Raw genomic sequence first — 21,579 nt, 5'->3', positions numbered from 1 at the left:
CGGCGGTCGGGATCAATCCGGGAAAGTGCCGGCGCTGGTCGGCGCCCCGTCGTCATATTTCGAAAGCCAGTCGATCGTCATCTCGCGGAAGCGGGTGAGGCCCTTGTAGTCGATGAGCTCCGGCGGCAGGGTGCGCAGCACGCGCGGGAAGCGACGCGCCCATTTCGGCACGGTCACGAGCTCGTTCATGTTCATCAGGTAACAGCGGATGACGAAGAGAATGGCGTTCGAGCGCGGCAGGCGCCAGAGGCTCTGCAGTTCGACGCGCAGATGCACCTTCTCGCCCACATTGTCCGGCGTCACCGTGGTGCGGTCCGGACCCCACTTCGGATAGTTTTCCGGGCTGGTATCGAGACGAGGATTGATCGTCATCGTCCAGTTGAACCGGCGTGTCGGCTTGCCCTGCTGCAGGTTCAAAAGGAATTTCAAGGCACGGTCGAAGACGCCGATCTGGTGGGCGAGCGGTACCGGCCCATGCCACTCCATGAAATTCATGCCGATGTCGAAATCGAGCGACCAGTCGGCCTGGGTCGTCACCATGCCGGCATCCATCCAGAGATTGCTGTCGCGCTGGTCGACGATACAGAAATCGCCCTGCGCCTGGCGGGTGATGTACTCGAAGGGTTCGTAAGGCAATGTCGACGCATCACCGAAGGTAAAGGTGTCGTCGATGCCGAGCGGCCGGTTGATCCAGCGCCACTGATCACCGTTCTTGGTGAGCGTGAAGTGCTCGGGATAGCCGGCGGCCTGCTCCTCCATCAGCAGTTCCAACGTATCCCACTGGGCCGACATCATATGCGGCAGCGCCTGATAGCGCAGCGGATCTTCCTTCAGCACCAGCGCCCTGTCATGCATTTCAGCGACGTAGTGTTCGTCGACATCGATCAGGCTTTCGTAGATCGTGTTCTTCTGCCCCGTCACATGCGGTTCCATGTTGACCGAGTACATGTACTCGTCGCGATCGAACGGGAACGGAAAGCGCCGGATGTTTTCCGGACTGTTGCGATAGCTGAAATCGTCCCGGAACGTTTCCTGCTTGAAGGCGATTGCCATGTCCGTTCTCCTGGGTATCGGCCCGATGCCTAAAGGTCGAGATGCAGTGCGCTTCCCTCGAAACGGGAAACGCAGATCATCACCTTTCGGCCGGAAGCCTTTTCTTGTTCGGTCAGATAAACGTCTTGGTGCAGAAGCTTGCCGTCGCAGACGGCAACACCGGTCTCGCATTGCCCGCAGGCGCCGCCTCGACAGAGGAAAGGCGCGTCGACGCCAGCTGCCTCGATCGCCTCCAGCATGCTCTCATGATGGCCGACGTGAACAGTTTTGCCGGAGCGCGTCAGCTCGATCGAGAAAGGCTTGCCGGGCTGCGAGGACAGGAAGCGCTCGGAGTGCAGGTTCTGCTCTGGCCAGCCGGCCTCGATACCCGTTCTCAGCACGCCGTCGATCATGCCTGAGGGGCCGCAGACATAGAGATGCGTGCCGAGCGGCTGGCTTTCGAGGAGACGGGCGACGGGGATGAAATTGCGGTCTGCATCGCAATAGATCTTCACGCGCTGCGAGCCATATTGTTCGACAAGCTCGCGGCAATAGGCTCCGCGATCCAGCGAACGCACGGCATAATGCAGCTCGAAATTGACCCCCTCGCGCGAAAACTGCTGCATCATCGCGATGAAGGGCGTGATGCCGATGCCGCCGGCGATGAGGAGGTGCTTGCGGCCGCGCCAATCCGGCTGAAAAAGATTGACAGGATAGCTGACTTTGAGTTGGTCGCCCTCCCTCACCTTCTCATGCATGAAGGCCGAACCGCCACGCGAATCCTCGACGCGCAGCACGCTGATCTCATAGGCCGAACAATCATGCGGCGGCGACATCAGCGAATAGGCATTGCGCCTCATGTGCCCTTCGTCGTTCATCGAGACGATCACATGGGCGCCGCCGGAGAAATATGGCATGGGCTTGCCGTCGAGGCGCTCGAAACGAAACCGTTTGATGCGCTCGGCAATGGGAGTGACCTTCGCAACGCGGACTGGGATTTCCGTACCACCGCTCATAGGAACAACTCCTCGGGATCGGGCGCACTGCCGGGCTCTTCGGCGTCGATGTTGACGCCTTGGAAGGCACCGAGGCGACGCGAATAATGATCGCGCACCAGAAGCGGAAGCCCGCAATGGCTGCAGCTGAACGGACTGTGGGTGACGTCCTCGGTGATGCCCTTGCAGTGGACGCATTGGACTCGGCGCGCCAGCGAACCGCGATGCTCCGAGATGATCGAGGCATGGTCCATGCCGTAATCGAGCGCCACCATCATCGCCTGGCCGATGAAGCCTTCCGTGCCGGCGATATAAAGCCGCGTCCCCATATGGGCCGTCGAAAGCGACCCTTTCAGACGAAAGAGCAGCGTTGCGATGGTCGGCGCCGTGAAGAACATGTCGGCGCCGAGGCTACGCAGGGTCTCGTCATGGCCCTTGCCCTGCGAGCCGCGCGCGACATAGAGGATTTCGCTACGCGACAGGATCGTGTCGTCGAGCGCGGGCCTGTGATCGAGAAGAGCATGAGCGCCCTCCCCTTCGAGAACGAAGAGGTGCCGGCGAGCATGCGGCTGGATTGCGAGACCATGGTAAACCGGCCGGCTCTTGATGCCTTCGACAAGCATGAGCGCCTCCTTAGCCGATGGCCGTCCTCTTCTTCTTTTCCGGATCGTCGAATGGCAGGGTATGGGCGATGGCGCTTGCCTTCAGGCTCTTGCCACGCACCTCGAGCTTGGTGCCCTGCACCGCCTTGTCGACATCGAGACGGGCGATGGCCATCGATTTCTTGGTGAGCGCAGAATAGCACGGGCAGGTAATGACGCCGACTCGTCTGCCATCGGCAAAGACTTCGTCGCCGAGATCGGCCGGGCCATCGGCATCGATCAGCATGCCGAAAATCTTGAAGCGCTCCTTGCCCTTGAGGCGGGCATGTTCCTCGGCACCCCTGAAGCCGGTCTTGCCGGGGCTGACGGTAAAGTCGAGGCCGAGTTCCCAGAGGCTGTCACCGGGAGGCTGATCGGCGAAAGGATACATCTGCGAGTTATCATAGGGGTAGAAGAGCAGATAGCTTTCGACGCGCAGCATATCGAGGACGCTGAAGCAGCAGGGAATGATCCCCATCTCTTTGCCTTCCGCGACGATGCGATCCCAGACCATCGGCGCATCCTGGCCACGCACGAAGATTTCATAGCCGCGCTCGCCGGTATAGCCGGTGCGCGAGATCATTACAGGAGCGCCGAACAGCGTCGTCTGCATATGATGGAAATATTTGAGGTCGCGGATCCCGGGCACATATTTGGCGAGATAGTCAACCGCGATCGGACCCTGCAGCGAGAGGTCGTGCAGATCGTCGTCGAAGAGGACAGCGCAGTTGCGGCCGGCAGCCTGCTTGACGAGTTCCTCGTGGCCGGAGCCCGAGCCGTGCACCAGCATCCAGGAATTCGGTCCGGTGCGATAGACGATGCAGTCGTCGGTGAAATAGCCGCGATCATTCAGCATCGCGGCATAGACCGAGCGGCCGGGATAGATCTTCGACATGTCGCGGGTGGTGATATAGTCGAGCACGGCGATGGCGTGCGGGCCGACCAGATGCACCTTTTTGAGGCCGGAAACGTCCATTAGCCCGGCCTTGGTACGGATCGCGACATGTTCGTCCGACATGCCCTTCTCGTAGGTCCAGGCGGTTCCCATACCGCTCCAGTCTTCGAGTTTCGATCCGAGAGCACGGTGCCGGTCCGCCAAGGCGGAGAAACGCCATGATAATGCCATTTCGTTCCCTCATTTTCTTGTATGGAATATTTATTTCCTGACTATAGTCGTCTTTCATGCCTTGGCAAGCCGATCCGAATGGTTTTTTGTCATCACTCGGAGGGCATTTTCTTCAAAACTTCGGCGGCTTTCTGTTGGCTGCGCGATGAGCTGCAATGACGGTATTGGCCATCAGCATGGCGATCGTCATCGGTCCGACACCACCCGGAACCGGCGTGATGGCCTTGGCGACTTCGGACGCCTGTGCAAAGGCGACATCGCCGACCAACCGGCTCTTGCCCTCGCCGCGCTCGGGTGCATCAATACGATTGATGCCGACGTCGATGACCGTCGCGCCCGGCTTGATCCAATCGGCCTTGACCATCTCCGGCCGGCCGACGGCCGCCACCAGAATATCCGCACCTCTTGCGACGGATGCGAGATCCTTCGTGCGCGAATGCGCCGTCGTGACAGTCGCATTGGCATTGAGCAGCAATTGCGCCATCGGCTTGCCGAACAGGTTGGAGCGGCCGATGACGGCGGCGTTGAGGCCCGACAGGTCCTCGCCATGGATCGAGCGCACCAGCAGCATGGCGCCAGCCGGCGTGCAGGAGATCAGCCCAGTTGCAAGGTCGCCGGTTGCCAGCTTGCCGGCATTGACGACATGCAGCCCGTCGACATCCTTGTCCGGCCGGATCGACTGGATGATCGCATCGGAATCCAGGTGCTTCGGCAGCGGCAGCTGCACCAGAATGCCGTGGATGGACGGATCTTCGTTGAGGGACTGGACCAGGTCAGCAAGCGCCTCCTGCGTGGTCTCGGCCGGCAGCGTGTGCTGGACTGAGTTGAAACCGCACTCCTTGGCCATCTTGCTCTTGGAGTTCACATAGGCGTGGCTGGCCGGATCGTCGCCAACGATGACGACCGCAAGTCCGGTCTTCACACCGGTCTCCGCCTCAAGCCCTGCGGCCGCACTCTTCACCGCCCCGATTACCGAAGCGGCTGCAACCTTGCCATCGATCACTGTTGCAAGCGTCATAGCTCAGCCCATGCGCTCGGATGCGTAGCTTCCCGGGCTTGCCGGGAAGACAACGGTGCGGTTGCCGTTGAGGAAGGTGCGGAAGTGGATATGCGCATGGATGGCGCGCGCCAGGACCTGGCTCTCGACGTCACGGCCGATCGAGACGTAATCATCGGCCGACTGCGCATGCGTGATGCGCGCCGTATCCTGTTCGATGATCGGGCCCTCGTCGAGATCGGCAGTGACGTAATGCGCCGTCGCCCCGATCAGCTTCACGCCGCGCTCATAGGCCTGCTTGTACGGATTGGCGCCCTTGAAGGACGGCAGGAAGGAATGGTGGATGTTGATGATGCGCCCCGACATCTTCTGACACATGGAGTCCGACAGGATCTGCATGTAGCGGGCGAGCACGATCAGCTCCGTGCCGGTCTGCTCGACCACATCCATGATCCGGGCTTCCGCCTCGGGCTTGTTGGCCTTGGTCACCGGAATATGGTGGAAGGGGATGTCGTGATTGACCACGACCTTCTGATATTCGAAATGGTTGGAAATGACGCCGACGATGTCGATCGGCAGCGCGCCGATCTTCCAGCGATAGAGCAGGTCGTTGAGGCAATGGCCGAAGCGCGAGACCATCAGCAGCACCTTCATGCGCTTCTTGCTGTCATGAATGTCGGCAACCATGGCAAACTTCTCGGCGATCGGCTTGAAGCCCTCGACCAGCGCCGCCTCGCCGACGCCCTCTTCAGAAATGAAGGAGACGCGCATGAAGAACATGCCGGTATCGAGATCGTCGAACTGGCTGGAGTCGACGATGTTGCAGCCCTGTTCGGCGAGATAGCCGGTGATCGCGGCAACAATGCCGCGGGTCGATTTACAGGATACAGTCAGTACATAGTTCTTCATGATGATCTTCCTCCGCCATCAACGGGCGATACCCAGCTGCTGCGCCGGAGCTTGGAACTCCGGCGCGCCTGCTCATTCGGGAAACCCTCCGCTCGGCGCTCAGATATCGAGCGTGCTGTCGCGTTCCCACTGCGTGAAGTGCGAGCAGTAGGCGTTCCATTCCTGATGCTTGAGCTTCAGATAGGCGGCAGAGAATTCCGAGCCGATTGCCTCCTTCAGACCCTCGTCCTCGTCATAGGCCCGCAGTGCGTCGAGCAGGTTGAGCGGCAGGCGGGGGGCGTTCTTCACCAGATGCCCCTCTGCATACATGTCGATATCGTGATGCGGGCCGGGATCGGCCCTATTGCGCAAGCCGTCGAGGCCGGCAGCGATGATGATCGCCTGAAGCAGATAGGGATTGACCGCACCATCAGGCAGGCGCAGCTCGAAGCGGCCGGGTCCCGGCACGCGCACCATATGGGTACGGTTGTTACCGGTCCATGTCACGGTGTTGGGAGACCAGGTGGCGCCCGACGTTGTGCGCGGCGCATTGATGCGCTTGTAGGAATTGACCGTCGGATTGGTGATCGCCGCCAGCGACGAAGCGTGTTTCATGATGCCGCCGAGGAAGTGCCGGCCTTCCGCCGATAGGCCGAATTCCGCTTCCCTGTCGGCAAAGACGTTGGTCCTGCCATCGTTGCTCCACACCGAGATATGGCAGTGGCAGCCATTGCCGGTGAGACCCTTGAAGGGCTTCGGCATGAAGGTTGCGCGCAAGCCATGTTTCTCGGCGACCGATTTGACCATGAATTTGAAGAAGGAGTGCTTGTCCGCGGTCTTCAGGGCGTCATCGAATTCCCAGTTCATTTCAAACTGGCCGTTGGCATCCTCGTGGTCGTTCTGATAGGCGCCCCAGCCGAGTTCGAGCATATAATCGCAGATCTCGGCAATGACGTCATAGCGGCGCATGACGGCCTGCTGATCGTAGCAGGGCTTTTCCGCGGTGTCGTATTCGTCTGAGATCTTCGAACCATCGGCGGTGATCAGGAAGAATTCGGCTTCGACGCCGGTCTTGACGCGCTTGCCTTCCGCTTCAGCCTGCTTGACGAGCTTTTTCAGCACGTTGCGCGGCGCCTGGGCGACCAACTCGCCCTCCATCATGCAATCGGCCGCAACCCATGCAACATCCTTCTTCCATGGGAGCTGGATGACGGATGATGCATCTGGTACGGCAAACAGATCGGGATGAGCCGGCGTCATGTCGAGCCAGGTGGCAAAACCGGCAAAACCTGCGCCGTCTTCCTGCATCCCGGCAATAGCCTGGGCCGGCACCAGTTTGGCGCGCTGACCGGAAAAAAGATCGGTATAGCTGATCATGAAATATTTGATGCCTTTGTCTTTCGCAAAAGCAGCAAGATCCAGTGTCATTCTCGTTCCCCTTTGGATTTCTTCGAGACACTTCGATGTATGCATGCAGCCGCCGGGCTCTTCGGCCCGGTCGGAAAAGTCAGATGGCTAGTAGCCTCCCTTGCCCGGATACCAGTTGGTGCCGGCAAGCGGGATTTGCGCCATGGCCGCGGCCTCCATCGTCAGCGCGCACAGGTCCTCCGGCTCCAGATTATGCAGATGATTCTTGCCGCAGGCACGCGCAATCGTCTGCGCTTCCAGCGTCATTACCTTAAGATAGTTGGCAAGACGTCGGCCTGCCACGATCGGGTCCAGCCGCTTTGAAAGCTCCGGATCCTGCGTGGTGATGCCGGCTGGGTCTTTGCCCTCATGCCAGTCGTCATAAGCGCCAGCCGTCGTGCCGAGCTTCTGGTACTCTTCCTCCCAGCGCGGATCGTTGTCGCCGATGGCGACCAGTGCCGCCGTGCCGATCGCAACCGCATCCGCGCCGAGCGCAAGCGCCTTCGCCACATCCGCGCCAGAGCGAATGCCACCGGAGATGATCAGCTGCACCTTACGATGCATGCCAAGATCCTGCAGCGCCTGAACGGCGGGACGAATGCACGCAAGGGTCGGCATGCCGACATTTTCGATAAAGACATCCTGGGTCGCGGCCGTGCCGCCCTGCATGCCATCGAGGACGACGACATCAGCGCCGGCTTTGACAGCAAGGGCGGTATCGTAATAGGGACGCGCACCGCCGACCTTGACGTAGATCGGCTTTTCCCAGTCGGTGATCTCTCGCAATTCCATGATCTTGATCTCGAGATCGTCCGGCCCGGTCCAATCGGGGTGGCGGCAAGCCGAACGCTGGTCGATGCCTTTCGGCAGGTTGCGCATGTTGGCGACGCGGTCGGAGATCTTCTGGCCGAGCAGCATGCCGCCACCGCCGGGCTTGGCGCCCTGCCCCACGACGACTTCGATTGCGTCAGCGCGGCGCAGATCCTTGGGGTTCATGCCGTAGCGCGAGGGAAGATACTGATAGACCAGCGTCTGCGAATGGCCGCGTTCCTCATTGGTCATGCCGCCATCACCCGTCGTGGTGGACGTGCCCGCAAGCGTGGCGCCGCGGCCGAGTGCTTCCTTGGCGTTGCCCGACAAAGCGCCGAAGCTCATGCCGGCAATCGTGATCGGTGTCTTGAGCGTGATGGGTTTCTTGGCGAAACGACTGCCGAGAACGACCGTCGTGTCGCATTTCTCGCGATAGCCCTCGAGAGGATAGCGGGAAATCGACGCACCGAGGAATAGCAGATCGTCGAAATGCGGCACCTTGCGCTTGGTGCCGGCACCGCGGATATCGTAAATCCCCGTCGCTGCGGCGCGGCGGATTTCGGCCAGCGTGTGATCGTCAAAGGTTGCGGACTTGCGCGGGGGCGTAAGCGGGTTGTGATAGCTCATAGTGTCCCTTTCGCCTCAATACGCGTCGGCATTGTCGATGTTGAAGTTGTAAAGCTTGCGCGCCGATCCATAACGCTTGAATTCCTCCGGCTTTACGCCCCTGACGCCCGCCCGTTCGAGAAGCTCGGCAAGCTTTTGCAGATGCTCCGGCCGCATCTCTTTCTCGATGCAATCGGAGCCCAGGCTTTGCACCGAACCGCGAACGAAAAGCTTGGCCTCGTAAAGGCTGTCGCCGAGCGCATCGCCAGCATCACCGAGTACGACCAGATGGCCGGACTGCCCCATAAAGGCGGACATATGGCCGATATTGCCGTGAACGACGATATCGATGCCCTTCATCGAGATGCCGCAACGGGACGCCGCATTGCCCTTGATGACCAGAAGGCCGCCCTGGCCGGTTGCCCCCGCATACTGGCTAGCGTCGCCTTCGATGACGACGGTGCCCGACATCATATTCTCCGCGACACCCGGTCCGGCGGAGCCGTGTACCGTGACCGTGCCGCCGTCGTTCATGCCGGCGCAATAATAGCCGACCGATCCTCGGATATCGACGGTGACGGGCGTGTCGATGCCGACGGCGACGGCATGATGGCCGCGAGGATTAACGACTTCGAAGGCGGTATCATTGGCGCCGACCGTAAGGCTGTGAAGCATGCTGTTAAATTCGCGCAGCGAAGTAACGGATAGATCGAAAACTGGCATGAAAGAACTTTCTCGATTGCACCAGGACTAAAACTAGGCGGCCTTTTCGTGATCCCAGAAATAGACGGTCGCCGGCTCCGGCTCCCATATGCGGGCATTCTCGATGCCCGGCAGGTTTACGAGCGCCCGGTATTCCGAGCCGAAGGCCACATATTGATCGGTTTCGGCCATGACAGCCGGCTTGCAGGCGATGGGGTCGCGAACGACGCCGAAGCCGGACTTAGTACCGACCACGAAGGTGAAGAAGCCGTCGAGATCGCTGAGTGCGCCGGTCAAAGCCTCGCCGAGATCCTTACCCCTGGCCATCTCGGCGGTCAGATAGGCGGCAGCAACTTCCGAATCGTTCTGCGTCTCGAAGGTCATGCCTTCGCGTACGAGTTCGCGACGAAGATTATTGTGGTTCGATAGAGACCCATTGTGGACCAGGCATTGATCGGATCCGGTCGAGAAGGGATGGGCGCCGAGCGTCGTAACGGCTGATTCCGTTGCCATGCGGGTGTGCCCGATGCCATGGGTTCCCGACATGGCAGCAACGCCGAAACGGGAAATGACATCCTTCGGCAGGCCCGTCTCCTTGTAGATTTCGATGGCGTCGCCGCTGCTCATCACCCGGACATGGGGCCGCAGCGCCGCAATCGCCGCCCTGCCTTCGTCAAGCCTGTTCTTCGCAAGGGTGACGACCGCGTGGGTGCTTTTGACCGCCACAGACACCGGCGCATCGAGCGAGCGCCGCAGTTCATATTCGAGACCGTCGAAATCCTTTGTCGGATCGGCAGACTGAATGGTTATTTTCGCCGTGTTGCCATTATCGTTGCCGTAGATCGCAATACCTGCACTATCAGGTCCGCGATCGGTCATCGTGACCAGCATGGAGGACAAAAGTGCTCCGAGTTTTGGCTCCAGCGCCTTATCCTTCAAGAAGAGACCGACAATTCCGCACATGCCCAAACCCTCCATTTTCGCATCTGCAAAATGGCTAGCAGTTTGATCGCGGCTTTTCAACTCAAAAGAATATTTTTTTCTTTTAAGGCAAGTCAGTCGGTCTTGCCGCGCTGCGGGTAGCTGATGATCGAAAGATACTTCGCCGGCAGTTTCACGAGAACCTCCGGTCCGTGCGGCGCATCGGCATCGAAGAAGAGGCTGTCGCCTGGCTGCATCGGGAAAAGCTGGTCGCCGTGGCGATACATGACTTCGCCTTCGAGCATATAAAGGAACTCCATTCCCTCGTGCTGGAAAGTCGGGAAAACGTCGGAATCGGCCGTCAGAGTGATGAGATAAGGTTCGACGATGACGCCGCTCGAATTATTGTCGATATGGCCGAGCACATTATACTGATGGCCCGCACGCGTGCCGCGCCGCTCAAGCTCGACACCCTGTCCCGCTTTGACGAAGACAGCATTGTGCGGCTCCTCGTAGCGCCGGAAGAAAGCCGTGAGCGGCACTCCCAGCGCACGGGAAAGCGATTGCAACGTCGTCAGGGATGGCGAGATATTGCCGTTTTCGATCTTCGATAGCATCCCGAGAGAAATTCCGGTTGCCGCCGCCAAGTCCGTGACCGTAATGCCAAGTTTCTTGCGATAGGCGCGCACCTCGTGGCCGATCGCCATTTCGAGATTGTTTTCCTTCGGCTCGCGCACCGCGTGCGGATCCTGCAAGAAAGCCGGCCGCCCGCTGTTCGGATGCTCCTCTTTCGCTGTTTTGCCCGGCTTGGTTTTCATTTACAGTTCCTTACGGTTATTCTTCGTTGTCATCACTCTATCCTCACAGTGAAATTTTCTCAACTAAGACGAAAACTACACCCGGCGCGTTTCCTTCGGAGCAATATCGTAAAGGTTGCGATAGGCCCTGGAGAAATGGGCGCCGCTGGAAAAGCCGGTGGCGATCGCGATTTCGGAAATCGACAGCGGGCTCTGTTCAAGCAGCCGTCGGGCGTGCGCCAATCTGATGCGGCGATATTGGTCGAGGAATGTCGAGCCAAGATGCGCAGCAAACAATCGATCGAGATGGCGCGGCGTAACGCCGGCAATCCGCGCCATGCTGGCGCGATCCAGCGGCATCTCGATCGTCTCTTCCATCTTCTCCAGCACGCTCAGCAGGCCGGGATGGTGGACGCCGTAGCGCTCGGCAAGAGAGCCGCGCTGCGGGGCCGTCGGCTCGCCGACTTCCGTATGCAGATACCAATCGCTGACCCGGCGGGCGAAATCCGGTCCCATACGCTCGGAGATCAGCACATGCATCATATCGAGCGGTGCGATGCCACCGCCGCAGGTGATGCGGTTACCATCGATGACGAAACGGGCCTGACGCGGCGACAAGGCGGGAAATGACTCGAGCAGCGCCGGAGCGTGCTCCCAGTGGATGGTGAAATCCCGGTCGGCCAAAAGGCCGGCGGCGGCAAGCAGATAAGGACCGCCGGAAATGCCGCCGATACGCACTCCTTCGCGCGCGAGTTGCCTGAGACAGGCCAGCACCGCAGGATAATGCCAATCTCGCGGCGATCCGCCCGCGCAGACGAAGACCGTTCCAAGCCCGGATCCACGGGCGGGAAGCGGGGCTGCCGGGACGGGCACACCACCCGACGATGAGACGGGCATGCCATCCGGCGAGAAGGTCGACAAGTGGTAGATCTCGCGGCCGGCCAGCAAATTGGCGGCGCGAAGCGGCTCGCTTGCCGAAGCATAAGACATCAGCGCAAATCCTGGGATCAGGATGAAGCCGATATTCTGGACGTTTTTGGCATCGATCGCTGACATGTCCCTTTTCTATCGAAATATGTCCTGAATGGGCAAGTCGGTAAATGCCGTTCTGCCATCATGGATGCAATTCCACTCGGATGACTCCATGCGCTATTCCGCTCTCTCCATTTTCCTCAACGGCCTTCGCGGCAATACCGGCTGGGCGCCCGCCTGGCGCCAGCCACAACCGAAGCAGCATTATGACGTCATCATCGTCGGTGGCGGCGGCCACGGGCTGGCGACGGCGTACTATCTCGCCAAGACCTTCGGCATCACCAACGTCGCCGTTCTGGAGAAGGGTTATCTCGGCTCGGGCAACATCGGCCGCAACACCACGATCATCCGTTCGAACTATCTGCTGCCGGGCAATAACCCTTTCTACGAGCTCTCGATGAAGCTTTGGGAAGGGCTGGAGCAGGATTTCAATTTCAATGCCATGGTTTCGCAGCGCGGGGTCCTGAACCTCTTTCATTCCGATGCCCAGCGCGATGCCTACACGCGACGCGGCAACGCCATGCGCCTGCACGGAGTCGATGCGGAATTCCTTGATCGCGAGGCCGTTCGCAAGAAGCTGCCCTTCCTCGATTTCGACAATGCCCGCTTCCCCATCATGGGCGGCCTGTTGCAGCCGCGCGGCGGCACTGTGCGACATGATGCCGTCGCATGGGGCTATGCCAGAGGCGCGGACAGCCGCGGCGTCGACATCATTACCGGCTGCGAGGTGACCGGCATACGCAGAGACAATGGCCGTGTGACCGGCGTCGAGACCACCAAAGGCTTCATCGGATGCGGCAAGCTGGCGCTTGCGGCGGCCGGCAACTCCACCGTCGTCGCCGACATGGCGGGTCTGCGCCTGCCGATCGAGAGCCATGTGCTCCAGGCTTTCGTTTCCGAGGGATTGAAGCCGTTCATCGATTGTGTCGTGACCTTCGGGGCTGGACATTTCTACGTCTCGCAATCGGACAAAGGCGGCCTCGTCTTCGGCGGCGATATCGATAGCTACAATTCCTATGCCCAGCGCGGCAATCTCGCGACTGTCGAACATGTCGCCGAGGCCGGCGTCGCCTTGATACCGTCGCTGACCCGGGTGCGCTACCTGCGCAGCTGGGGCGGCGTCATGGACATGAGCATGGACGGCTCACCGATCATCGACCGAACCCATATCGACAATCTCTATCTGAACGCCGGCTGGTGCTATGGCGGCTTCAAGGCCACACCGGCCTCCGGCTACTGCTATGCCCATCTGATCGCCCGCAACGAGCCGCATGAAACGGCGCGGCAATTGCGCCTCGACCGTTTCCGGCGAGGCTATCAGATCGATGAAAAAGGCGTGGGTGCACAGCCCAACCTGCATTGAGGACATGACGAGATGGCCAGCCTGATTTCCTGCCCTCATTGCGGCATCCGCCCCAAGGAGGAGTTTACCATCAAGGGTGATGCGAGCCTTGCGCGCCCGGCTGCAGATGCCAATTCGGATATCTGGTACGACTATGTCTATCTGCGCGACAATCCGAAAGGGCAACACAAGGAATATTGGCATCATTCCTCCGGCTGCCGGCGCTGGCTGATCGTCGAACGTGACACCGTCACCCACAAGATCCATGCCGTCAGCGATGCGGCACTTGCCAAGCTTGGAGATGGCGCATGAGCAGTTATCGCCTTTCCTCCGGTGGCCGGATCGACCGCACCAGAACCGTTGCCTTCAGTTTCGACGGCCGGAATTTGAACGGTCATCCCGGCGATACGCTTGCCTCCGCCCTCCTCGCCAACGGCATCCAGCTCGTCGGCCGCAGCTTCAAATATCACCGGCCGCGCGGCATCCTGACGGCCGGTGCTGCCGAGCCCAATGCGCTCGTCACGACCGGCACGGGTGGACGCACCGAGGCCAACACCCGCGCCACGATGATCGAACTTCACGACGGGCTGATCGCACGCAGCCAGAACCGTTGGCCCTCGCTTGGCTTCGATGTCGGCGCCGTCAACGGGCTGCTCTCGCCGTTCCTGAGCGCCGGCTTTTACTACAAGACATTCATGTGGCCGGCCGCCTTCTGGGAGAAGGTTTACGAACCAGTGATCCGCAAGGCTGCCGGTCTCGGCAAGGCTTCCTACGAACCTGACCCCGATTCCTACGAGAAATGCTGGGCGCATTGCGACCTGCTCGTCATCGGCGCGGGACCGACGGGACTTGCGGCCGCGCTGACGGCAGGACGCGCCGGAGCGCGCGTATTGCTTGCGGACGAGGGCTTTGCTCTCGGCGGGAGCTTTCTTGCCGATCGCGAATCCGCCCTCAGCGACATTCTGACGGAGCTCGAAAGCCTGCCGAACGTGCAATGCCTACCGCGCACGACCATCGTCGGCTGGTACGACGACAATGTCTTCGGCGCGGTCGAGCGCGTGCAAAAACATATGGCAACGCCTGATCCACGCCAGCCGGTCGAACGTCTCTGGCGCATCATCGCCAAGCAGGGAATTCTTGCGACTGGGGCGGAGGAGCGACCGCTCGTGTTCGGCGGCAACGACATTCCAGGCGTCATGATGGCCGGCGCCATGCGCAGCTATCTGAATCGCCAGGCTGTTGCTCCCGGCAAGCGCACCGTGGTCTTCACGACCAACAATTCCGGCTACCGAACTGCCGCGGACCTCGAGGCTGCGGGCGTCGAAGTGGCAGCTATCGTCGATACTCGCGCCAATGGCAGCGAACACTGGAACGGCAAGGCGCAAGTGCTGACCGGCGCATGCATCACCGATGCTTTTGGCACAAAGCAAGTCCGTAGGATCAGCATTGCGAGCGCGTCAGGCACGCAGGAGATCGATGCCGATGCTCTTGCGATGTCCGGCGGCTGGAGCCCCATCATTCACCTCGCCTGCCATCGCGGCGGAAAGCCCGTCTGGTCCGACAGACATGCGGCCTTCCTCGCGCCTGAAAGGCAGGAAGGTTTGCAGACAGCGGGCGCCGCTGCCGGTTTTGCCTCAACCGAGGCTTGCCTTGGCGACGGTGCCTGCAAGGCAGCAGAAGCACTCGAGCAGATCGGCTTCGCCAAGGTCGTACCGGCCTTTGCGCTCGAGGAAGACGTTCAGGCTTCAGTCTCGCCACTCTGGTCCGTCAAAGGCGCCAAGGGTAAAGCCTTCGTCGATTATCAGAACGACGTCCATCTCAAAGATCTCGGTCTTGCCGTGCGCGAGGGCTACGGCCATGTCGAGCTTGCCAAACGCTACACGACCAATGGTATGGCAACCGACCAAGGAAAGCTTTCCAATATCAATGCCATCGGCATCCTTGCGGAAGCCCGTGGCGTCTCGCCGGGTAAAGTCGGGACCACAACGTTCCGGCCTTTCTACACGCCGGTCTCCTTCGGCGCGCTGACGGGTAGTTCGCGGGCTAAGCATTTTCAGCCGGCGCGCAAATCCCCCTTGCATGAATGGGCGAAGAAGAATGGCGCGACCTTCGTTGAGACCGGCCTCTGGTATCGCTCCTCCTGGTTTCCGCGCGAGGGCGAAAAGACCTGGCGCGAAAGTGTGGATCGCGAGGTGCTGAACATCCGCAAGAATGCCGGCATTTGCGACGTCTCGACGCTCGGCAAGATCGAGATCTTCGGCAAGGACGCGGCCGCCTTCCTCGACCGCATCTACGGCAACGGCTTTGCCAAGCTGCCCGTCGGCAAGGCACGCTACGGCATCATGCTGCGCGAAGACGGCATGATCTATGACGACGGTACCACCAGCCGCCTCGCCGAAGATCATTTCTTCATGACGACAACGACGGCGCTTGCAGCCGGCGTACTGACACATCTGGAATTCTGCGCGCAGACGCTCTGGCCCGAGCTGGAGGTCTATTTTGCGTCGTCGACCGACCAATGGGCACAGATGGCAGTGGCGGGCCCGAAATCGCGAGCGATACTTTCGGAGATCGTCGATGAAGACATCTCTGATACGGCTTTCTCCTTTATGAGCGCCCGTACTGTTTCACTCTTCGGCGGCAAGCTCGAAGCCCGGCTCTTTCGCATTTCCTTCTCGGGCGAACTCGCCTACGAGCTCGGCGTCCCCGCGGCCTATGGTGAATTCGTCGCCGATGCGATCATGCAGGCCGGCCGGAAGCATGAGATTTGCGCCTATGGTGCCGAGGCGCTCGGCGTTATGCGCATCGAAAAGGGCCATGTCACCCACGCCGAGATCAACGGCACGGTAACACCGGGCGATCTCGGCTTTGTCCGCATGGTCTCGACGACGAAGCCCGATTTCATCGGCAAGGCGATGCTTGCCCGCGAGGGCCTTCAGGCTGCCGACCGCCCTCGCCTGGTCGGCGTCAAGCCGCTGGATCCGGCGAACAGCTTCCGCACAGGCGCTCATATCCTGGCGGCTGACGCCGCAGCAACTCTCGAAAACGATCAAGGCTATGTGACATCGAGCGCCTTTTCGCCAAGCCTCGGTCATACGATCGGTCTCGCATTGGTCAAAAACGGACCGGAGCGCATCGGCGAGAAGATCACCATCTGGAATGGCCTGCGAAACGAATTCACGGATGCGGTGCTCTGCAGCCCCGTCTTTGTCGACCCTCAGAATGAGAAACTCCATGCCTGATTTGCCGACATTGAAGCCGGTCCTCGCCGGCAAGGACGTTTTACGAGGCGAGGCCATCCGGCTGGAAGCCTTGCCGGAAGGGCACCTCCTGCATGTGATGGGCGCGATCACGAGCGAAGAGATTGCGAGCCATCTTCTCGCGGCGGGCCTTAAGGAAAGCTCCGTGCGCCCGGCCGGATATCGGCAATGGTTCATCGCTGGCAATGAGCAACTCGCCAAACCCATTAGGCAGGCTCTTGCGGACGCGCTGGCGGGCCGCGCCTTCATCTCGGACCAGAGCCACGGGCGCATCCGTATTCACGTCTCCGGGCTCGATGCAGTCGCGCTCCTCAACAAGGGTACCGCCGTCGACCTGTATCCAGTGAATTTCCCCGAAGGAAGCAGTGCCATGACCCTCTTCGGTCATATTTCGATCCAACTCACCCGTACCGGCGGCAACGACTTCGAGCTGACCGTGCTGCGGAGCTTTGCGCAATCGCTCTATGAGGAACTCGAGGCGCTGGCGCTATCTTTCGGCGCGTCGCGCGTTGCCTCTTGAACCGCTCCAGATCCGGGAGTGTCGCCCCGATGGTGGGCGCGGCCAGGCAAATGACGTGTTCTTGATGGAATCCTTGGGGAGAGCCTGACGTGCTGCGAGTGCGTTTCCGACTGCGATGAGTACCGGATTGTCGTAGCCGATGGTCGCGATCCCACTCGGTATCTCGACAAGCGTTCCGCGCCAATTGCGCTCTGTTGGCTTGCTGACGTCACTGATGATGACGGCCGATGTCTCAGGGGACAAGCCTTCTTTGAGCAGCCGTTCTGCGATCAACGGTGCCGTCCTGCCCGCCATGTAGAACACGGTCGTCGTATGCGGATCAGCAATGGCAGCCCAATTGATGTCAGCGGGCAGACAGCCGTGCCGGGAGTGCCCCGTCACGAGGCGAACGGACTGTGCATGGTCGCGATGCGTCAGGGAAATCCCGAGCCGAGAGGCCATTGCACTCGCAGCCGTTATGCCGGGAACGATATCGACGGGAATGTTTTCCCGGTCGAGATGCGCGATCTCCTCACCAGCGCGGCCGAAGACCATTGGATCGCCGGATTTCAGCCGAACAACATGCTTGCCTGCCTTTGCGAGCTTCACCATCATGTCGTTAATGTCTTCCTGGCGGCAGCTCGTACGGCCGCCGCGCTTGCCAACCAGCATGCGTTTGGCTTCACGCCGGGCAAGCTCCAGGACCTCTGTCGAAACCAGATCGTCGAAGAGGATCACGTCGGCCGCCTGCAACGCACGGACAGCCTTCAGCGTTAGCAGCTCGGCATCGCCGGGCCCTGCTCCAACAAGCGTGACGCGGCCTCCTGATGAATGGGCGGGCGCTTCCCGAAGCCGCTCGGCTTCATCGAGAAGCTGCCCGCCGACGCCCTCCTCCGGCGTATCTAAACCTGAAAACGCGCGATCGACGAAGCCCTCCCAGAAGAGGCGACGCAGCGGCCCCGGCGCAAGCCGCTCATGGACAGTCTCTCGCAGTGACAGTGCGAGTGCTGCCCAACCTTTCAACGCCCGGGGTAGCAGCGTCTCTATCCGCCGGCGGATCGCTTGAGCGAGGATGGGAGCTGCTCCATCCGTCGAAATCGACACCACGACCGGCGAGCGATTGACGATCGATCCGAACTGGAACTGGCAAAAGGCGGGCTTGTCTATGACATTGACCGGCACGCCGGCCATACAGGCGGCTTCGAAAAAGGCCTGTGCTTCACCGTCTTCCCCGCAATCGGCGATGGCGATGGCCGCACCTGCAAAGCTTGCTTCATTCCACATCCGTGGGTGATGGGTGAAGCCGGCTTGCGGATGTTCGGCGCCGCGCAGGATCAGCTTTTCGAACGTGTCGGAAAGCTCGTCTGCATAGACATGAACGTCGGCGCCGCAGGCGGCAAGAAGCTCCGCCTTCCAGGCAGCCGCATCCGAGCCGCCGGCGACGATGACGCGTTTGCCTTCAAGCGCCCAGAACACCGGCAATTTGGCAAGCGGCTCCATTCGGGCGGGTACGTCACTCCGCGGCAGCTGCAAGACATCCATCGATGATCCCTCTGATTTCGGCACGGCAGGAGCCGCAGTTGGTTCCCGCTTTGAGCTCTTTGCCCACCGCCTCGACGCTGTGGCAGCCACCACGAATTGCCGCGACGATCTGGTTGACGCCGACCCCGAAGCAGGAGCAGACGGTGGCGCCGGGATCGGGTTTGTCCGCACCTGGGCGACCGGCGACGAGAGCGAAGCGCTTGCGCAGATTGGTGTGTTCGGCGGTGAGCTGAGAGATCGCCCAGCTGCGGGCAACGGCGACCGGCTGTCGAGCGACGAATAGAGCTGCGAGCAGCCGCTCCCCATCGAAGAAGGCCAGGCGCAGATCGCCGGAGGCTTGATCGGCATAGCCGAGCGGCTCCAGATTGGCGGGTATATCGAACGTCGCGCGGCACCAGCCGATCCAGTTCTCCGGTATAAGGTCGAAGGCAAGTTCGGTCCGCCATCCGCCATTGGCCTTGGCGAGCGCCCAATAAGGGCTATCGAGATCGCGCGGCTTTGCTGCCGAGACCGCGAAGCAATAGTGCGATGCCCGGAAACGACGTGCGCGAACCGCAACATTCTTCGAAGCCGGCTGGCCGGAAACCGGATCCGTGAGGGGGGCAACCACGGCGTCGATACGGGCTTTGGCGGCAAAACTATCGTTCCAGTGCATCGGCACGAACAGGCTGCCACGCGCCTGTCGCTCCGTCACCAAAGCGCGGACGATTACCTTGCCATGCGGGCTTTCGATCTCGACCAGGCTGGCTTCCGCGACACCGATTTCGATCGCATCGCGGGGATGGATCTCGGCAAAAGGCTCGGCAATGTGGGCCGATAGCCGTGCGCTTTTGCCGGTACGGGTCATGGTGTGCCAATGATCGCGAACGCGCCCGGTATTGAGTGTCAGCGGGAAGCGGCTGTCGGTTCGATCGCTTGCCGGCGGCTCGATCGCGACGAAGCGCGCCTTGCGATCGGGATGATAAAATCCGCCATTTGCGAAGAAGCGCGTCGGCTTTGGTGTCGTTCCGGCAGGCTGCGGCCACTGGAAAGGCTGAAGTGCGTCATATTCCGCGGTCGCGACCGCTTCATAAGCACCGACGTCGAAGTCGCGGCTACCCTGGTTTTCGAAGCTGGAGAGGCCAGCATGCTCAGCGAAAATATCTGCGTTCGTCCGGAAGGAAAAAGCTTGGGAAAATCCCATGCGACGGCCGACCTCCGCCATTTGCCACCAGTCCGACCTGGCTTCGCCTGGCGCCGTCAGAAATTGGCGCTGCCTGGAGATCCGTCGTTCGGAATTGGTGACGGTGCCGTCCTTTTCGCCCCAGCCAAGTGAGGGCAGCAGCACATGCGCGTGCCGCGTCGTATCCGTCTCTCGCAGGACATCGGAGACGACGACGAAAGGACAGGCCTTGATGGCGGCCTCTACGGCGTCAGCATCCGGCATCGAGACGACGGGGTTCGTCGCCATGATCCAGAGCGCCTTGATCCGGCCATCCGCGACGGCGCGAAACATATCGACAGCTTTCAAGCCCGGCTTGGCGGCAATCCGCGGTGATCGCCAGAAGCGCTGCACCCGGTCGCGATCCTCAGCACTCTCGATCGCCATGTGCGCGGCAAGCATGTTGGCGAGCCCGCCGACCTCGCGACCGCCCATGGCGTTCGGCTGGCCGGTCAGCGAGAATGGCCCCATGCCGGGCCGGCCGATACGGCCGGTCGCGAGATGACAGTTTATGATGGCATTGACCTTGTCGGTGCCGGATGAGGATTGGTTGACGCCCTGGCTGTAGCAGGTGACGACCTTCTCGGTCGCAGCAAACAGCCGATAGAACTCGCGAAGCTGCATGGCGGGCAAACCGGTCAGGTCAAGCACCTGGTTGAACGACAAGGAGCTTGCGGCGGCGAAAGCCTCGGCAAAGCCGCCGGTATGTTCGGCAATGTAGTTCTGGTCGATCGTATTGCTAGCAACCAGATGCTCAAAAAGACCCATGAACAGCGCTACATCGGCATCCGGCCGGATTGCGAGGTGCAGGTCGGCAATATCGCAGGTCATCGTGCTGCGCGGGTCGATGACGACGATCTTCATGCCGGGGCGCGCCGCCTTGGCAGCGGCGATGCGCTGGTAGAGCACCGGATGGCACCAGGCAAGATTGGAGCCCGCCAGCACGATGAGGTCAGCCAACTCCAGATCCTCATAGGTGCCGGGCACCGTATCCGAGCCGAAGGCGCGGCGATGGCCGGCGACGGATGACGACATGCAGAGCCTGGAATTGGTGTCGATATTGCCAGAGCCGATAAAACCCTTCATCAGCTTGTTGGCGACATAATAATCCTCGGTCAGCAACTGCCCGGAGACATAGAAAGCGACTGAATTCGGTCCGTATTTTTTGATCGTATCCGCAAACTTTCCGGCGACCAGATCGAGCGCCTGGTCCCAGCTGGCCATTTGGCCGGCAATTTCCGGATGGAGGAGGCGCCCGTCGAGATCGATCGTCTCAGCAAGCGCCGATCCCTTGGAGCACAGACGCCCGAAATTGGAAGGATGGTCGGGATCGCCTTTGACGGAGACCTTGCCGTCTTCGCCGACCTTGGCGATGACGCCACAACCGACGCCGCAATAAGGGCAGGTTGTCTTGACCTCCGTTTCCATCATTCAGCCGCCATCATCAGGCTTTCGAACGCGATGAAGAGAGCACCATTCTCGTTGCGGATCGGAATGGTCCGCACCTCGCCTTGGTCGGCTCCAACCGCCTTGCCGGTTTCGAGCGAGATCACCCAATTGTGCAGCGGGCAGGTCACGGCCTTGCCGTGAACGATGCCCTGGCTCAGCGGGCCGCCTTTGTGCGGGCAATGATCCTCGATGGCAAAAACCTCGTTTTCGGCAGTGCGGAACACGGCAATCTTGCCCTGTGGGGTTTTCACGCACCGGGCACCACGCAGAGGAATGTCCGAGATATCGCCGATTTCATACCAGGTTTCTTTTGACCAATTCATATCAATCTC

19 protein-coding genes are annotated in these 21,579 nt (G+C 60.7%); 4 read left to right on the top strand and 15 right to left on the bottom strand.

The window, feature by feature from the left end:
• Nucleotides 1-12: 12 nt before the first annotated feature.
• From QD409_RS02710 to QD409_RS02655, 12 genes are all read right to left on the bottom strand, one after another.
• Nucleotides 13-1,053 (bottom strand): heme-dependent oxidative N-demethylase family protein, encoded by a 1,041-nt coding sequence (locus QD409_RS02710; RefSeq protein WP_092845321.1) that lies wholly within the window; start codon nucleotides 1,051-1,053, stop codon nucleotides 13-15.
• 29 nt (nucleotides 1,054-1,082) lie between these two features.
• Nucleotides 1,083-2,048, bottom strand: a complete 966-nt coding sequence (locus tag QD409_RS02705) for a PDR/VanB family oxidoreductase (protein ID WP_092845319.1) — start codon at nucleotides 2,046-2,048, stop codon at nucleotides 1,083-1,085.
• A complete protein-coding gene (locus tag QD409_RS02700) occupies nucleotides 2,045-2,650 on the bottom strand; it encodes a dimethylamine monooxygenase subunit DmmA family protein (protein ID WP_092845317.1) in 606 nt (201 codons plus the stop codon). Before QD409_RS02700 ends, QD409_RS02705 begins: the two co-directional genes overlap by 4 nt.
• 10 nt (nucleotides 2,651-2,660) lie before the next feature.
• Nucleotides 2,661-3,794 carry an aminomethyltransferase family protein gene (locus QD409_RS02695; RefSeq protein ID WP_092845315.1) on the bottom strand — a complete coding sequence of 378 codons (1,134 nt, stop codon included), beginning with the start codon at nucleotides 3,792-3,794 and terminating at the stop codon, nucleotides 2,661-2,663.
• A gap of 112 nt (nucleotides 3,795-3,906) precedes the next feature.
• Entirely contained in the window at nucleotides 3,907-4,812 is a 906-nt protein-coding gene (folD, locus tag QD409_RS02690; RefSeq protein ID WP_430761887.1) for a bifunctional methylenetetrahydrofolate dehydrogenase/methenyltetrahydrofolate cyclohydrolase FolD, read from the bottom strand.
• A 3-nt stretch (nucleotides 4,813-4,815) separates the two neighbouring features.
• A complete protein-coding gene (purU, locus tag QD409_RS02685; RefSeq protein WP_092855659.1) occupies nucleotides 4,816-5,700 on the bottom strand; it encodes a formyltetrahydrofolate deformylase in 885 nt (294 codons plus the stop codon).
• Between the two features lie 99 nt (nucleotides 5,701-5,799).
• Nucleotides 5,800-7,107, bottom strand: coding sequence for a type III glutamate--ammonia ligase (gene glnT, locus QD409_RS02680; protein WP_092855661.1), 1,308 nt, complete (start codon nucleotides 7,105-7,107; stop codon nucleotides 5,800-5,802).
• Between the two features lie 87 nt (nucleotides 7,108-7,194).
• On the bottom strand, nucleotides 7,195-8,523 hold the full coding sequence (locus tag QD409_RS02675) for an FMN-binding glutamate synthase family protein (protein WP_004125619.1): 1,329 nt from the start codon (nucleotides 8,521-8,523) through the stop codon (nucleotides 7,195-7,197).
• Nucleotides 8,524-8,538: 15 nt separating this feature from the next.
• Entirely contained in the window at nucleotides 8,539-9,225 is a 687-nt protein-coding gene (locus QD409_RS02670) for a GXGXG domain-containing protein (RefSeq protein WP_092855663.1), read from the bottom strand.
• 33 nt (nucleotides 9,226-9,258) lie between these two features.
• The gene (locus tag QD409_RS02665; protein ID WP_092855665.1) at nucleotides 9,259-10,167 is read right to left on the bottom strand and encodes a class II glutamine amidotransferase; all 909 of its coding nucleotides are present in this window, start codon (nucleotides 10,165-10,167) and stop codon (nucleotides 9,259-9,261) included.
• 92 nt (nucleotides 10,168-10,259) lie between these two features.
• Nucleotides 10,260-10,943, bottom strand: a complete 684-nt coding sequence (locus QD409_RS02660) for a helix-turn-helix domain-containing protein (RefSeq protein WP_092855666.1) — start codon at nucleotides 10,941-10,943, stop codon at nucleotides 10,260-10,262.
• A 75-nt stretch (nucleotides 10,944-11,018) separates the two neighbouring features.
• The gene (locus tag QD409_RS02655) at nucleotides 11,019-11,978 is read right to left on the bottom strand and encodes a GlxA family transcriptional regulator (RefSeq protein WP_092855668.1); all 960 of its coding nucleotides are present in this window, start codon (nucleotides 11,976-11,978) and stop codon (nucleotides 11,019-11,021) included.
• A gap of 88 nt (nucleotides 11,979-12,066) precedes the next feature.
• Here QD409_RS02655 and QD409_RS02650 point away from each other — a divergent pair, with 88 nt between their 5' ends.
• The 4 genes from QD409_RS02650 to QD409_RS02635 are packed head-to-tail and all read left to right on the top strand — an operon-like array spanning nucleotide 12,067 to nucleotide 17,076.
• Nucleotides 12,067-13,317 carry a sarcosine oxidase subunit beta family protein gene (locus QD409_RS02650; protein WP_092855700.1) on the top strand — a complete coding sequence of 417 codons (1,251 nt, stop codon included), beginning with the start codon at nucleotides 12,067-12,069 and terminating at the stop codon, nucleotides 13,315-13,317.
• A gap of 12 nt (nucleotides 13,318-13,329) precedes the next feature.
• Entirely contained in the window at nucleotides 13,330-13,608 is a 279-nt protein-coding gene (locus QD409_RS02645) for a sarcosine oxidase subunit delta (protein ID WP_092855670.1), read from the top strand.
• On the top strand, nucleotides 13,605-16,538 hold the full coding sequence (locus QD409_RS02640; protein WP_430761886.1) for a sarcosine oxidase subunit alpha family protein: 2,934 nt from the start codon (nucleotides 13,605-13,607) through the stop codon (nucleotides 16,536-16,538). Before QD409_RS02645 ends, QD409_RS02640 begins: the two co-directional genes overlap by 4 nt.
• Nucleotides 16,531-17,076, top strand: a complete 546-nt coding sequence (locus tag QD409_RS02635) for a sarcosine oxidase subunit gamma (protein WP_430761885.1) — start codon at nucleotides 16,531-16,533, stop codon at nucleotides 17,074-17,076. The genes QD409_RS02640 and QD409_RS02635 overlap by 8 nt, the downstream gene beginning before the upstream one ends.
• Here the strand turns inward: QD409_RS02635 and cysG are convergent.
• From cysG to nirD, 3 genes are read right to left on the bottom strand one after another with little or no spacing between them, the layout of a single operon-like run.
• The gene (gene cysG / locus QD409_RS02630; RefSeq protein WP_092855676.1) at nucleotides 17,044-18,597 is read right to left on the bottom strand and encodes a siroheme synthase CysG; all 1,554 of its coding nucleotides are present in this window, start codon (nucleotides 18,595-18,597) and stop codon (nucleotides 17,044-17,046) included. The genes QD409_RS02635 and cysG overlap by 33 nt on opposite strands.
• On the bottom strand, nucleotides 18,569-21,226 hold the full coding sequence (locus QD409_RS02625; RefSeq protein WP_092855678.1) for a nitrate reductase: 2,658 nt from the start codon (nucleotides 21,224-21,226) through the stop codon (nucleotides 18,569-18,571). The genes cysG and QD409_RS02625 overlap by 29 nt, the downstream gene beginning before the upstream one ends.
• Nucleotides 21,226-21,570 carry a nitrite reductase small subunit NirD gene (gene nirD / locus QD409_RS02620; RefSeq protein WP_092855680.1) on the bottom strand — a complete coding sequence of 115 codons (345 nt, stop codon included), beginning with the start codon at nucleotides 21,568-21,570 and terminating at the stop codon, nucleotides 21,226-21,228. Before nirD ends, QD409_RS02625 begins: the two co-directional genes overlap by 1 nt.
• Nucleotides 21,571-21,579 lie beyond the last annotated feature (9 nt).

The organism is Rhizobium sp. BR 315 (assembly GCF_050577975.1).
Classification (GTDB): domain Bacteria; phylum Pseudomonadota; class Alphaproteobacteria; order Rhizobiales; family Rhizobiaceae; genus Rhizobium; species Rhizobium miluonense.
This window is presented reverse-complemented; position numbering and strand designations above follow the sequence as displayed.

Excerpts from the sequence above, each read along its gene's own strand:
- QD409_RS02710 (WP_092845321.1), bottom strand. The coding sequence starts at position 1,053 with ATGGCAATCGCCTTCAAGCAGGAAACGTTCCGGGACGATTTCAGCTAT.
- QD409_RS02705 (WP_092845319.1), bottom strand. The coding sequence starts at position 2,048 with ATGAGCGGTGGTACGGAAATCCCAGTCCGCGTTGCGAAGGTCACTCCC.
- QD409_RS02700 (WP_092845317.1), bottom strand. The coding sequence starts at position 2,650 with ATGCTTGTCGAAGGCATCAAGAGCCGGCCGGTTTACCATGGTCTCGCA.
- QD409_RS02695 (WP_092845315.1), bottom strand. The coding sequence starts at position 3,794 with ATGGCATTATCATGGCGTTTCTCCGCCTTGGCGGACCGGCACCGTGCT.
- folD (WP_430761887.1), bottom strand. The coding sequence starts at position 4,812 with ATGACGCTTGCAACAGTGATCGATGGCAAGGTTGCAGCCGCTTCGGTA.
- purU (WP_092855659.1), bottom strand. The coding sequence starts at position 5,700 with ATGAAGAACTATGTACTGACTGTATCCTGTAAATCGACCCGCGGCATT.
- glnT (WP_092855661.1), bottom strand. The coding sequence starts at position 7,107 with ATGACACTGGATCTTGCTGCTTTTGCGAAAGACAAAGGCATCAAATAT.
- QD409_RS02675 (WP_004125619.1), bottom strand. The coding sequence starts at position 8,523 with ATGAGCTATCACAACCCGCTTACGCCCCCGCGCAAGTCCGCAACCTTT.
- QD409_RS02670 (WP_092855663.1), bottom strand. The coding sequence starts at position 9,225 with ATGCCAGTTTTCGATCTATCCGTTACTTCGCTGCGCGAATTTAACAGC.
- QD409_RS02665 (WP_092855665.1), bottom strand. The coding sequence starts at position 10,167 with ATGTGCGGAATTGTCGGTCTCTTCTTGAAGGATAAGGCGCTGGAGCCA.
- QD409_RS02660 (WP_092855666.1), bottom strand. The coding sequence starts at position 10,943 with ATGAAAACCAAGCCGGGCAAAACAGCGAAAGAGGAGCATCCGAACAGC.
- QD409_RS02655 (WP_092855668.1), bottom strand. The coding sequence starts at position 11,978 with ATGTCAGCGATCGATGCCAAAAACGTCCAGAATATCGGCTTCATCCTG.
- QD409_RS02650 (WP_092855700.1), top strand. The coding sequence starts at position 12,067 with ATGCGCTATTCCGCTCTCTCCATTTTCCTCAACGGCCTTCGCGGCAAT.
- QD409_RS02645 (WP_092855670.1), top strand. The coding sequence starts at position 13,330 with ATGGCCAGCCTGATTTCCTGCCCTCATTGCGGCATCCGCCCCAAGGAG.
- QD409_RS02640 (WP_430761886.1), top strand. The coding sequence starts at position 13,605 with ATGAGCAGTTATCGCCTTTCCTCCGGTGGCCGGATCGACCGCACCAGA.
- QD409_RS02635 (WP_430761885.1), top strand. The coding sequence starts at position 16,531 with ATGCCTGATTTGCCGACATTGAAGCCGGTCCTCGCCGGCAAGGACGTT.
- cysG (WP_092855676.1), bottom strand. The coding sequence starts at position 18,597 with ATGGATGTCTTGCAGCTGCCGCGGAGTGACGTACCCGCCCGAATGGAG.
- QD409_RS02625 (WP_092855678.1), bottom strand. The coding sequence starts at position 21,226 with ATGGAAACGGAGGTCAAGACAACCTGCCCTTATTGCGGCGTCGGTTGT.
- nirD (WP_092855680.1), bottom strand. The coding sequence starts at position 21,570 with ATGAATTGGTCAAAAGAAACCTGGTATGAAATCGGCGATATCTCGGAC.